We start from the raw sequence: 13256 nt of genomic DNA, 5'->3' as shown, positions 1-13256 counted from the left end.
GGGGTCTGTCCCCATAAAGGCAGAGTGAAATTCCTAAAAGTTTTCTAAAAAACTTATTAAATAAATTTCATACTTTTCCAATATATTTTTCTTCCAGAAAAGGAAACAGTATGCTATCCTATATACATCATAAGAGTTTCAAACCTACATAAGCTCTTCTGAAAAACAAATCATATGTGAATAAAAGGGGTCTGTTCCCATAAAGACAGAGTGAAATTCCTAAAAGTTTTCTAAAAAACTTATTAAATAAGTTTCATACTTTTCCAATATATTTTTCTTCCAGAAAAGGAAACAGTATGCTATCCTATATACATCATAAGAGTTTCAAACCTACATAAGCTCTTCTGAAAACAAATCATAGAAGGTGGTGAAATCCATGGGAAAAAAGGATATCATCACAAAAGAGTACATGGAGGACACAGAGGTTTTTGCGGATGTGTTCAACCATATGATTTACAAAGGAGAAAAGGTCATTGACCCTAAGAATTTGAAGGAACTGGATACGGCGAATGTAATTATTCCATATGGAGCTGATGGGGCGGAGGTGCCATATCAGAAATATCGGGATGTGTTTAAAATCCTGTGTGCTATGGAAGATGAAAATGCGGTGTATCTGCTCCTGGGAGTGGAGAACCAATCCAATGTTCATTATGCAATGCCAGTGAAAAATATGGTTTACGATTCGCTGGAGTATGCAGCGCAGGTGCAGAAAGCAGAGGCTTCTCATAAAAAAGCGCGGAAGGAGAAAGAGCCTAAGGAGAAGAAACCGGATTCCGCAGAGTTTCTTTCAGGCTTTTACAGAGAAGACAGGCTGCTTCCGATTATAACAGTAGTTGTGTATTTCGGGGCTGATAGCTGGGATGCGCCTAGGTCGTTACATGAGATGTTGGTGGTACAGGATAAAAACATATTGTCGTTGGTTCCTGACTATCGGATTAATCTGATTGCACCAGGGGAGATGAGTTGGAACATTTTACTTCTAATTTCCGGGAAGTGATGAAGTTCATCAAATATTCTGGTGATGGAGAGAAATTAGAGCGGTTTGTAAATGCGAATGCAGCATTTGAAAATGTGGATAGGAAGGCTGTCCGTGTAATGGAGGAGATGACTGGAATGAAGATAGAAAGAAAAGAAGAGGAAGAAACGGTGAATGTTTGTAAGGGACTTCGGGATTTACAGGAAAAGGGACGAGTTGAAGGAATCCAGATCGGTGCAGAACATGAACAGCGACTTACCAAAGCTCTGCTGAATGACAACCGCATTGACGACCTAAAGCGTGCCCTTGAAGATCCCGCTTTTCGCCAAAAACTCTTGGAAGAGTATGGAATTGACTAAACAGTTATAGAGGAGAGAACAAATTTTATGTGTGGTATCGTATCCTACACCGGCCATTCCCAGGCTGCGCCCATCCTTCTGGATGGTTTATCGAAACTGGAATACCGCGGCTATGACTCAGCCGGTCTTGCCGTTCGTGACGGGGAGAACAAGACAAGAATCGTAAAGGCGAAAGGCCGTCTGAAAGCATTATCAGAGAAAACCGACCATGGCCATGCCCTGGCTGGTACCTGTGGAATCGGTCACACCCGCTGGGCTACCCACGGGGAGCCTTCTGAGACCAATGCTCATCCACATACTTCTGATGATGGAAATGTGGTCGGTGTTCACAATGGTATCATTGAGAATTACCAGGAACTGAAGAATAAGCTTCTTCGCAAGGGCTATGAGTTCTATTCTTCCACGGATACCGAAGTGGCAGTGAAGCTCATCGATTACTATTACAAGAAATACGAGCATACTCCGGTGGATGCCATCAACCATGCCATGGTCCGTATCCGCGGTTCCTATGCCCTGGCGATTATGTTCCAGGATTATCCCGGGGAGATTTATGTTGCCCGCAAGGACAGTCCTATGATTATCGGTGTGGAGAACGGAGACTGCTATGTAGCTTCTGATGTTCCGGCGATTCTGAAATATACCCGCAATGTTTATTACATCGGAAATCTGGAGATGGCACGTCTGGCAAATGGGACTGTTACCTTTTACAATCTGGACGGAGATGAGATTGAGAAAAAGCCAACGCAGATCAAATGGGATGCAGAAGCAGCTGAAAAAGCAGGCTACGAGCATTTCATGCTGAAGGAGATCCATGAGCAGCCAAAAGCCGTTCAGGATACGTTGAATTCTGTATTAAAGGATGGTGCTATCGACCTGTCTTCTGTGGGACTTACGGAGGAAGAGCTTCAGTCTTTTTCCCAGGTATATATTGTGGCATGTGGTTCTGCCTATCACGTAGGCGTGGCATGTCAGTATGTGCTGGAGGATCTGGCGCAGCTGCCGGTACGTGTGGATCTGGCATCTGAGTTCCGTTACCGCAGCATGCCTCTGGATCCCAACGGTCTGGTGATCGTGATCAGCCAGTCCGGCGAGACTGCAGACAGCCTTGCAGCCCTCCGTCTTGCGAAAAAGAAGGGGCTGAAAACCCTTGGAATTGTCAATGTGGTGGGAAGCTCCATTGCCCGGGAAGCAGATAATGTATTTTATACCCTTGCTGGTCCGGAGATTGCAGTTGCCACAACGAAAGCCTACAGCACCCAGCTGATCGCCGGTTATTGCCTTGCCGTTCAGTTTGCGCTGGTGCGGGGCTGTATTTCCAAGGGGCGCTATCAGGATCTTATCTCCCAGCTTCAGTGTCTTCCTGAGCAAATCCAGAAGATCCTGGACGACAAGGAACGGATCCAGTGGTTTGCTGCCAAACAGGCCAATGCCAGGGATGTGTTTTTCATCGGACGTGGACTTGATTATGCCATCAGCCTGGAAGGCAGCCTGAAAATGAAAGAGATCAGTTACATCCATTCTGAGGCTTACGCAGCAGGAGAGCTGAAGCATGGTACTATCAGTCTCATTGAGGACGGCACTCTTGTGATTGGTGTGCTCACCCAGTCTGAGCTTTATGAGAAAACTATTTCCAATATGGTAGAGTGCAAAAGCCGCGGAGCTTATCTCATGGGGCTGACTACCTATGGAAATTATAATATTGAAGATACTGCTTCCTTTACCGTTTATGTTCCAAAGATAGAGGAGTGCTTTGCCACAAGCCTTGCGGTGATTCCGTTACAGCTTATGGGATATTACGTCAGCGTGGCAAAGGGACTTGACGTGGATAAGCCGAGAAATCTGGCGAAGAGTGTTACGGTAGAGTAAATTTGCAACAGTCTTATGGGTGCGGTGAGCAGAAACGGCAGATGTTTTTCGGGGGAAAAACAACAGGATGAGGTTATAAAAATGGGAAAATATTTTGGTACAGATGGCTTCCGCGGAGAGGCAAATGAAAACCTGACAGCAGATCATGCATATAAAGTAGGCCGTTTTCTCGGCTGGTATTACGGAGAACTGAAACGCCGGAACGGTGACGACACGCCGGCGCGTATTATAATAGGAAAGGATACTCGCCGTTCCAGCTATATGTTTGAGTATACACTGGTTGGCGGACTGGTGGCTTCCGGTGCGGATGCATATCTTCTCCATGTCACGACCACACCTTCCGTGGCCTATGTGGCAAGAGTGGATGAATTTGACTGCGGTATTATGATCTCCGCAAGCCACAATCCATATTTCGACAATGGAATCAAGCTGATCAACGGAAACGGGGAGAAGATGGACGAGGAGACCATTTCCCTTGTGGAAGCCTATCTGGATGGAAATCTGGAAGTTTTCGGGCAGAAATGGGAGGAGATTCCTTTTGCAAAGAAGGAAAAAATCGGCTGTACAGTAGACTATGTTTCCGGAAGAAACCGTTACATAGGTTATCTGATCTCTCTGGGTGTCTATTCCTTCCGCGGCGTGAAGGTGGCGCTGGACTGTGCCAACGGAAGCTCCTGGAACATTGCCAAGGCTGTTTTTGACGCTCTCGGCGCCAAAACCTACGTGATCAATGCCCAGCCGGACGGCACCAACATCAACAACAATGCCGGTTCTACCCATATTGAGGGACTGCAGAAATATGTGGTGGAGAATGGAATGGACGTGGGTTTTGCCTATGATGGGGATGCGGACCGTTGTCTTTGTGTGGATGAGAAGGGCAATGTGATCACAGGTGACCACATTCTGTACATCTACGGAAAATACATGAAAGAGCGCGGCAAGCTGCTGACCAATACAGTTGTCACCACCGTCATGTCCAACTTCGGTTTGTACAAGGCCTTTGATGAGCTTGGAATCGACTACGCGAAAACAGCCGTTGGAGACAAATATGTATATGAGTACATGATGAAAAACGGCTGTCGTATCGGCGGTGAGCAGAGCGGGCATATTATTTTCAGCAAATACGCCAGCACAGGGGACGGAATTCTTACCAGTCTGAAGATTATGGAAGTTATGATGGCGAGAAAGAAAAAGCTCAGTGAGCTTTCAGAAGGCTTCACCGTTTATCCTCAGGTGCTCACCAATGTGAGAGTGACCGACAAGAAGGCTGCGCAGGATGATGCAGATGTGCAGGCAGCGGTGGAGAAGGTTACAGAGGAACTGGGCGATACTGGAAGAATCCTGGTCCGTGAGTCCGGAACAGAGCCGGTTGTGCGTGTTATGGTGGAAGCGGAAAGTGAAGAAATCTGCCAGAAGTATGTGGATATGGTTGTGAATGTAATTAAAGAAAATGGGTATGTGGCCGGATAACGGCTGGATGCCGTAGATGCTGCCGCCCGGCGTGTGCCGGGCGGTGGTGGTATATATAAGATAAGTTATAAAATAATATAATAATTGGTCTTGGAGTTACAATGTTTTGAGGCACTTATGAAAATCAAATACTTAGGGGCAGCTGTTGTATTTCATACTTTTCCAATATATTTTTCTTCCAGAAAAGGAAATAGTATGCTATCCTATATACATCATAAGAGTTTCAAACTTACATAAGCTCTTCTGAAAAACAAATCATAGAAGGTGGTGAAATCCATGGGAAGAAAGGATATCATCACAAAAGAGTATATGGAGGACACAGAAGTATTGGAACATTTTACTTCTAATTTCCGGGAAGTGATGCAGTTTATAAAGTATTCAAAAGATACGGAGAAACTGAGTCAGCTTGTGAAAGGAAATGATGCATTTGAAACTATGGACAGGAAGGCTGTTCGTGTAATGGAGGAGATGACTGGAATGAAGATTGAAAAAGAAGTCGAGGGAGAAAAGGTGAATGTTTGTAAAGCGATTCAGGGCATTGAGGAAAAGGGGCGAATCGCTGGATTAGCAGAGGGACGTGCTGCTGGAAGGTCTGAAGGAATCCAGATTGGCGCAGAGCATGAGCAACGACTTACCAAAGCTCTCTTGAATGACAACCGCATCGACGACCTAAAGTGTGCCCTTGACGACCCTGCTTTTCGCCAAAAACTCTTGGAAGAGTATGGAATTGATTAAGCAGCTATAGAGGAGAGAACAAATTTTATGTGTGGAACCGTATCCTGCATCGGTCCTTCCCAGGCTGCACCCATCCTTTTGGATGGGTTATCGAAACTGGAATACCGTGGCTATGACTCAGCCGGTCTTGCCGTTCGGGATGAGGAGAACAAGACAAGAATTATAAAGGCGAAAGGCAGCCTGAAGGAATCTGCCAGAAGTATGAGGATATGGTTGTGAATGTAATTAAAGAAAATGGGTATGTGGCCGGATAACGGCTGGATGCCGTGGATACCACCGCCCGGCGTGTGCTGGGCGGCGGTGATGGGTATAAGATGAGTTATAATTTAAAATATTACTGGATTGCACTACGCCAGGCTATACGTTGGGCAAATCGTGGAATTGGTGAACCAATAATTAATTTTTACGAATATGAGCCAAATGAAAGTTTAAATATACTGAAGTTTCCAGAAATATCGGATGAATGGCTTGATTTTATTGCAAAATGCAGAAGCGGTGCAACTCACAATTATGATATTGTAGAAGGTCCTATGGCGAATGATACGGTTTGGAACTATGTAAACGATTTCCTGGCTGGAAGAATTAACAGAAAACAGTTTTGGGCATTGGCAGAATTCAAGTATCCGACTCATCAGATTAGTTTTCATACATTATCTGCCCTTAATTGTTTGAAATTTGTAAAAAGTGAGGTGATTTATGACTGAGAAGGAACGAAACGATTACTTTTATGTATGTGCATTGATCGAATATATTGCAAGAGAAACTTTGAATCATCGTGGGGATATTGTGAGTGCGATTGGCAGAAAAGGTGTGGAGAAGCTTTTGCATGATGCTGAAGTAGATCATTGTCTTAGCTTTGAGCAGGTTGGAGATGAGGTTATTTCCTATTATAAAATAAAAAATGGAAATTTCGATACAATATCAGCCTGCAAATATTCAGTGCCAAGTTTCCTGGATATTGGAAAGCTTTATAGCATCATGATAGAAGATTGTGCAAAGCCTGGAAATGAAGTGCAGGAATTGATTAATATATTCAACTCTTTTATAAGCGATGAAATATCAAATTTTAACTCGGATTTGTATTACCAGAATCCGGATTATCTGGAATGGTCGTATAGAGAAGGAAAGCTGTTGGATTAAACGAAGCTGAAAAAGGTATATAGGCAAAAATATGGGGGAACCGCTATGGATAATATACAGATTCTTCAGGAGTGCTACTCCAGAGTTACTTTAATTCCTGTTGTTGGCAGTGGACTATCCATTCCAATGGGGTTACCGAGCTGGCGGGAATTAATAGAAAAATCAGCTGATTATTTTTCCGTATCAGATGAGAAAAAAGAATGTATCCGTAAATGTCTGGATTGTAATGAATATTTAGATGCTACAGATGTTATCCTGGAAGCTGGCGTATCTGATCAAATGCTTCGGGAATACATTGCAAAGAGCATGACCGAGGCGAAAGAAAATTCAAATTCAGTTGACAATAATTATCGGGATCTGGCTTTATTTTCAAAGATTCGTTACATGACCACAAACTATGATCAGTATATAAATGACTTTGCTGAGGCAAGAACTTTTTGCCTTGAAAATCTGGAAAATATACAGATTAATCAGTTTGCTTATTCAGCTTATGATCATGTAGTAATTCCATTACATGGTGAGATAAGCAGACCTGAAAGTATTGTGTTGTCACGCGATTCCTATCAGAAACTTTATAATACCGATAGCTTCAAGTCTGAATTTGAGCATATGAGAACCCATTTTACATTTTTATTTATGGGGTTTTCATTTGAGGATAAATATATCCAAAAATTATTTGATAAGATTTTACATTACTACCAGGCGCAGCATTTTATTCTGTTTGATAAAAGTGAAGCAGATAAAAATGCTGAAAAAATTGAGCGAATTAAAACCCAATATGGAATTGAGACTGTATTTTATGATGCGTCAAAAAAGGGACACATAGATGGAATAAGGGATTGCCTCAGAATATTTTTAAATTAAGAGATATAGATGTAAATAGTGCATCTGTAGAGGTACTGCCAGTCAATAAGAAATTTGATATGCAACTGTTTGAAAAGAAAATTATTGAGAAGGGAAAGCAGTTGATAAACAGCGAGCAGGCAACCAAATTGTATGATCTTTATTATGCTGAATACGAGAAGCAGGATTTTGCATCAAAGTCAGTAGCTTTTAAAATAAATATTGTGTGCGGACTTTTATGGTATTACGGAGTACTGCGTAAAGATGCTGAAGCAGTCAAATTGCTGGATAGTGTATATGAAGATAAGGAAATATATGCAAATAGAAATAAAATTTCTTTTATGCAGGGGCAACTGTATTGCAATTTACGGGAATTTGATAAAGGAATAGAAGTTCTTGAAAATAATGGCAGGAACAGAATTCTATCAGAACTACTGCTGGATATTATAAAAGTTTATAAACAATTTTTGCCGGATGCCAATCATATTAGTGGTCAGATTCCGGTCTATACAAAATCGCCAAGAAGTGATGAAGAAAATAAAAGATATCGTGAAGCATATCTTGGCTTAAAGAAAAAATATATTAATCCAGATACATATAATCTTTTAAATCTTAAAGATTATGAGGACAGGGAATCTGAGAGCGTAGCTTATTACTGGCTTGGGCTTGCATCAGGACAGCTTTTTCATGAACATAAAGAGGCTATAGAATATTTATTGCGTGCAAGTGAACTGGATGATTTAATGGTTATACATGAGGAATTGGCAAATAATTATTTCGAATTGGCGAGAACTGAGCTTCGCTATGAGAAAAATCCAAAAAAATATCAGATTGATGTGGAGTGTTTGTTTAAGGCGAAGATTCATTTTCAGTATATCATGAATTTTTCAGATGAAGAGGTTGTTCACAGTTTTGTTGAGAAAAGTGGTTTTGCCTATCTTCAGACTTTATATTGGTTGAAGGAATATATTACGTTTTATGATTTTTACAATAAATATGAAAAATATTTGCCGGATAAAGATTATATTTGGATGTTAAAAGCGGAAACGGATGCTGAATATCACCATATTGTGGGAAACGATTTGTTAAAAAAGCTGAATCCCAAAGATAGAAGCTATATTGAATATCGTTGTGTATATGGCAGAATTGAATTGTTTCACCATATTAATCCAGCTGAATATGTGCGCCTTTGCAATGCACTTATAATACATGCGCAAAAAGATTACCCTATTGAAGACAGACGTATATTTCAAATGGTACTTGATGTCGCAATAACTGGAAAAAGCATTCAGTTTTATGAGGATTTAAGAAAGCAATATCCCCAGGAGTATTTTCAAGATGCTGAAAATATAGGATTTGTCGATGAATTATACGGTAATATGGAGGCTGCATATAAGAAATTTTCTAAAATGTTTGAGGAACATAAGGATTATGATGGTTCATTTAGAATCATGAAGGGCTTTTTGATTCGAAATAAAAAAAGAAAAGAATATAATCATTTGTATGATCAGCTTATGGCAGATCCGCCTGATATTTCATATGAACAGCCGCAGTTTTATGCAGATCGTGTGCGGGAAGAACTTTTGGATTGGAATGATAAGTTTAAAGCTATGGAGCTTTATTCACTTTATTATGATCAGATCAAAGGAGATATGACCCTGGCGAAAGAACTTGAGGAGGCTATTAAAATTAATATTGCGGATTATTCTGGTTATGAAGAGCGTATTGCATGGAATCGGTATATGCTTACAAAAGCACCTCAGTATGCAAAAATACAAATATACGATACCATTTTAAAGCTTTATGTGGCAAATATGAAATATAAAGAAGCTGTTGCTGTGGTGGAAGAAATGCAGCAATTAAAAATTCCATTTATGAGCAGGTTTGATCAATGCACTATGGTGTGTGCCAGACCGCAGAAAAGTTCTTTCTATGTTGGTTGGGGTGGGAAAATAAGAGCATCTTTTAGTTCGGATAAAAATTTTATTGCCGGTTTGCTTAATCGGGCGCATTTAAATTACTGGTATAGGATGCCAGGACTTAATGCGGTTGGAATGGAAATTATCGTTCCTATGAGAACTATCATTTGCATTTTTAGAGAGAACCGTCAGAAGGAATTATTGGCAATTAAGAGAATCCACATCATGTACTCAGGAATAATTGGGTTGCAGGATAGCTTGTGGAGAGAAGAAAGTCCATTCCTTAGAATGATTTTGCAATGGCTCGAAAAAGCAGATAATGTGGTCGTAGCAGCTCCTGACTTTATGTTTGCTTGTAAAGAAATGAAAGGGGACAATATGATAAATGATTGTGCAGAAGAAGTGCAGATTAATCTATATGCGAAAGAGCATCAAGATTATATATGTTTAAAATAGCCATAAAGCAGCCACGGTGATGGGTATAAGACGAGTTATAATTTAAAATATTACTGGATTGCACTACACCATGTTTTGAGACACTTACAAAAAAGTTGTTGAGGAGCGTAAGAAATGGGGCTTCCGTCTGGTCGTGGTCCGGTGGAAAAGTGTATACAAGATAAATTATATAATAGAAAAGTATGGAAAATTGTTCGTTTTTTGGTCTTGCTGATACGCATTAAATATGCTAAATTTAACTTGTAAATATCTTTTGTCTGTGATTTTGTTTCCATATGGAGGTACGATGAAGAAAGAATTACAGTCACAGGGCAAAAGAGAAAAGCACATAGATTATGATGTTACATCGCATATCAGGGATGTGAATGGACATGAGATTTTCAAGAATAATCGCCTGACGAGTCAGTTTTTAAGTAATTATACAGGAATTCAGATGCTGGCTGGAGTGCGACCAGAAGATATCGAAGATGTAACAGAACGGTACCATGCGTTTCTTGGAATCGAATTTGAATCAGACACCATCAAAAAGGTATGCCTGCACCAGGCAGATGGGACACCAGACAGGGAGATTTATGTGATCTCCTTGATTGAGCATAAAAGTGCAGTAGATTACGACGTTGCGATGCAGCTTTTTCGTTACATGAGTGTTATCTGGTACGACTATCGGATGGAGCAGAATAAGAAAAAGAAAGATGCAAATCGCAGAAAAGCATTCAGATATCCGTTGATCATTCCCTTTGTCTATTATGAAGGGAAAGAAAAGTGGACGGCAGGCCTGCATTTGAAAGACCGTATAGAGTTCGCGGAAGAAATGAGCGAATACATACCCGATTTTCAATACCACGTAGTCAGTGTGCAGCAATATACGAATGAGGAACTCAGCAAAAAAGGAGACGATATGGCTCTTGTAATGCTGATTAATAAAATCCAAAATCCGGAGGACTGGAAAAGGTTTACAGAAGAAGCAAGAGAATTCATGGACACTGCATACGCCCAGGCACCGGATGAGATAAAAGAAGTTATTATAAAAGTACTGTGGGCACTGCTAAAAAAGATGAATGTGCCGAATGAAGAAGCCCGGGAACTGATGGGCGAGATTGGAGGGCATGGTATGGGAATCTTATTTGAAAATGCGGAAAAGATGGACATACAGGCTGAACGAAAGAATACACAAAGAGAGAAAGAAAGGGCAGATGCAGAGCAAGAAAGGGCGGATGCGGAGAAAGAAAGGGCGGATGTAGAGAAAGAACGCGCAGATGCGGCAGAAAGGCAGCTTGCAGAACTGCGTGAAAAACTTGCCAGATTAGAAGCGGAGAAATAATAGGAAAATATAAAGAAAGTGGAGAAAACAACACAGGCAAAGGAAATATACTAAAAAGCGGAGGCATATGTCTCCGTTTTTGCATAGGAAGCACAAAATATTGCTACGTTACTTGTAAATTATGGCTGCATCCAAACTATGCGGAAGAAATGAATGCTTTGCTTCGCCAAACGATTAGTTATCATGATTACCGGGAGGATTTCTACCATGCTTTCCTTGCTGGTATTTTTACCGGTGCTGGATATATGGTGGATTCTAATAAAGAGCATGGAGAAAGACGAAGTGATGTGGTTGTTTATGATTCCATCAATGGACGCGTGGCAGTCTTTGAGGCAAAGTACACAAAAGTTCTGAATAATCTAGAAGCTGAGTGCGATATGGCTCTGCAGCAAATAGATGATCGGATGTATGCAAAAGAATATGAGGATGATTATGATCAGATTTTCTGTTATGGTATTTCATTCTTTAAAAAACGCTGTATGGTGAAGAAAAAATAAAGTAAGCGAAATCCACTTATGCTTGATCTGACTCATGAGATTACAGTATCCAGATTACACATACAATCATCCACTGTATAGTTCTGGTATGAAGATCTCTAATGCTGCGTCAGAAAAAACTATTGGATGCTATAGCACAGAGCTGACGGAGCAATGAAGAAATTATGCAGTACCTGCACAGTAAATCTGGAATGTGACAAATACAGAGCAAAAAATCTCGTTACTGTTTACTGGTAACGTTCCGCGAGGCGTTTTTTGTGAACAAAGTTCACAGAAAACCCGAGAATTGCGGCGCGAAATCATGCGAATGCATGATTTCTGTGCATCGCGAAGCGCGTTACTGTGAACGGAGTGAACAGTAACAAAATCTCGAAATTTTTAGATAAAAACAGACAGATAAAACTTGTGAAGCTCCTGTTTCCGTGCTATTATGAGCATAGAAATTTGAAGCAGCAAACAGCTGCGAAAATAAAGGAAAGATGTGAGAGAAAATGAAGGAAACAATACAGGACGTACTTCAGCTGATTTTACAGGCCGATGATATCAAATATGTAAAAAATAGCGGTATATTGAATTATGGACTGGATTTGAAACAGGTGGTGGAACGTGAAATTGAATTGTCTGTTTGCAAGGATGATAAGGAAATATTGCTTGCGATGAATTATGACATAGAGCAATGCTCTGTTCAATTTCAGATTGTAGACTGCACGGAGGAAGAGGAGAAGAAGATTATAGATCTGGATTTTGCTTTAAACGGCGCCGAAGCTACGGTGGATTTTACAAAAGCGCTTAATTTATATTTGTTGAGTATCGGTTATATTGATGAAGGCGACCTGGAAGAGTATCGTCAGAAGGTCAGCCGCCTGAGCTGAGAGTAATATGTGAGGCGAAAATCAGTAACAATATATGTTGACGTGCTTTGCGAAGTAAAAAGATGATAGAAGCGATAAATTCTCAGCAGATTTAATGGTATTGCGGATTTTTTGCTTTTTCTGAATAATAAAAACAGCTCCCTGCGTGGTCAGAGAGCTGTTTTTTATTATACACCAGGATTATTTAACTGTAACGGTGATATATTTGTTTACTGTCTTGTAGTTTTTAGCTTTAACAGTAACTTTTACCTGATAGGTACCTTTCTTGGTTCCCTTAGCAACTACGATCTTACCGTTTTTGTTAACTTTGATCTTGGAGTTGTTTGTTGTGTAAGAAACTTTACCAGTTTTCTTAGTTACTTTGATAGCTTTCTTAAGAGTCTTGCTGTTCTTCTTAACTGCAGAAGCCTTTACAGTATATTTGTCAGTAGACTTTAAGGTAACCTTCTGAGTTTTAGCTTTGATCTTGTAAGTAAGAGTCTGTGTATATCCGGCATATTTTCCTTTACCGATGATGGTAACTTTGTATGTTCCGGCATTCTTACATGTTTTAACTTTTACTGTGTAGTATTTAGCTTTGATTGTTTTTCCAGCTTCATTCTTAACTACAACCTTTGGCTGCTGTTTCTTACCAGTGTAAGTTACAGTTTTCTTGGTAAGAGAAGCATTGAAAGATGTTTTTACAGGTGAATCTGCTGCAAAAACAGTAGTGCTGATGAGAAGCATCATTACTGCAGCCAGGATGGTTACAGCTACTTTTTTGAATGATTTCATTGGTAACACCCTCTATTTCTTAATTTAA

The 13256-nt window shown here is 40.5% G+C and carries 14 protein-coding genes; 13 read left to right on the top strand and 1 reads right to left on the bottom strand.

Features of this window, described 5'->3' with window-relative positions; translation table 11 throughout:
* Window positions 1–376: 376 nt before the first annotated feature.
* The 13 genes from DW904_RS07425 (at window position 377) to DW904_RS07365 (ending at window position 12454) form a co-directional block, all read left to right on the top strand.
* The gene (locus DW904_RS07425) at window positions 377–997 is read left to right on the top strand and encodes a hypothetical protein (RefSeq protein WP_202187685.1); all 621 of its coding nucleotides are present in this window, start codon (window positions 377–379) and stop codon (window positions 995–997) included.
* A complete protein-coding gene (locus tag DW904_RS07420; RefSeq protein ID WP_118578903.1) occupies window positions 997–1335 on the top strand; it encodes a hypothetical protein in 339 nt (112 codons plus the stop codon). Before DW904_RS07425 ends, DW904_RS07420 begins: the two co-directional genes overlap by 1 nt.
* 27 nt (window positions 1336–1362) lie before the next feature.
* Window positions 1363–3201: a glutamine--fructose-6-phosphate transaminase (isomerizing) gene (glmS, locus tag DW904_RS07415; protein WP_118578901.1), complete on the top strand. Its 1839-nt coding sequence runs from the start codon at window positions 1363–1365 to the stop codon at window positions 3199–3201.
* Window positions 3202–3282: 81 nt separating this feature from the next.
* The gene (glmM, locus tag DW904_RS07410; RefSeq protein ID WP_118578899.1) at window positions 3283–4671 is read left to right on the top strand and encodes a phosphoglucosamine mutase; all 1389 of its coding nucleotides are present in this window, start codon (window positions 3283–3285) and stop codon (window positions 4669–4671) included.
* Window positions 4672–4947: 276 nt separating this feature from the next.
* A complete protein-coding gene (locus DW904_RS07405) occupies window positions 4948–5406 on the top strand; it encodes a hypothetical protein (RefSeq protein WP_118578897.1) in 459 nt (152 codons plus the stop codon).
* Between the two features lie 27 nt (window positions 5407–5433).
* Window positions 5434–5625, top strand: a complete 192-nt coding sequence (locus DW904_RS07400) for a hypothetical protein (RefSeq protein WP_118578895.1) — start codon at window positions 5434–5436, stop codon at window positions 5623–5625.
* Between the two features lie 47 nt (window positions 5626–5672).
* Entirely contained in the window at window positions 5673–6110 is a 438-nt protein-coding gene (locus tag DW904_RS07395; RefSeq protein WP_330634130.1) for a DUF3990 domain-containing protein, read from the top strand.
* Window positions 6103–6546, top strand: coding sequence for a hypothetical protein (locus DW904_RS07390; RefSeq protein WP_118578893.1), 444 nt, complete (start codon window positions 6103–6105; stop codon window positions 6544–6546). Before DW904_RS07395 ends, DW904_RS07390 begins: the two co-directional genes overlap by 8 nt.
* 45 nt (window positions 6547–6591) lie before the next feature.
* The gene (locus tag DW904_RS07385; protein ID WP_118578891.1) at window positions 6592–7410 is read left to right on the top strand and encodes an SIR2 family protein; all 819 of its coding nucleotides are present in this window, start codon (window positions 6592–6594) and stop codon (window positions 7408–7410) included.
* Window positions 7386–9764 carry a hypothetical protein gene (locus tag DW904_RS07380; RefSeq protein WP_118578889.1) on the top strand — a complete coding sequence of 793 codons (2379 nt, stop codon included), beginning with the start codon at window positions 7386–7388 and terminating at the stop codon, window positions 9762–9764. Before DW904_RS07385 ends, DW904_RS07380 begins: the two co-directional genes overlap by 25 nt.
* Window positions 9765–10050: 286 nt before the next feature.
* A complete protein-coding gene (locus DW904_RS07375) occupies window positions 10051–11085 on the top strand; it encodes an Rpn family recombination-promoting nuclease/putative transposase (RefSeq protein WP_202187684.1) in 1035 nt (344 codons plus the stop codon).
* Window positions 11086–11234: 149 nt separating this feature from the next.
* Window positions 11235–11582 (top strand): PD-(D/E)XK nuclease domain-containing protein, encoded by a 348-nt coding sequence (locus DW904_RS07370; protein ID WP_330634131.1) that lies wholly within the window; start codon window positions 11235–11237, stop codon window positions 11580–11582.
* A 491-nt stretch (window positions 11583–12073) separates the two neighbouring features.
* Window positions 12074–12454 carry a hypothetical protein gene (locus DW904_RS07365; protein ID WP_118578885.1) on the top strand — a complete coding sequence of 127 codons (381 nt, stop codon included), beginning with the start codon at window positions 12074–12076 and terminating at the stop codon, window positions 12452–12454.
* A gap of 180 nt (window positions 12455–12634) precedes the next feature.
* On the opposite strand, the gene DW904_RS07360 is transcribed toward DW904_RS07365, so the two are convergent.
* Entirely contained in the window at window positions 12635–13228 is a 594-nt protein-coding gene (locus DW904_RS07360; protein WP_118578883.1) for a hypothetical protein, read from the bottom strand.
* Window positions 13229–13256: the final 28 nt, after the last annotated feature.

The sequence above is a fragment of the Ruminococcus sp. AM42-11 genome (genome assembly GCF_003480145.1).
Lineage (GTDB): Bacteria > Bacillota > Clostridia > Lachnospirales > Lachnospiraceae > Blautia_A > Blautia_A faecis.
This window is presented reverse-complemented; position numbering and strand designations above follow the sequence as displayed.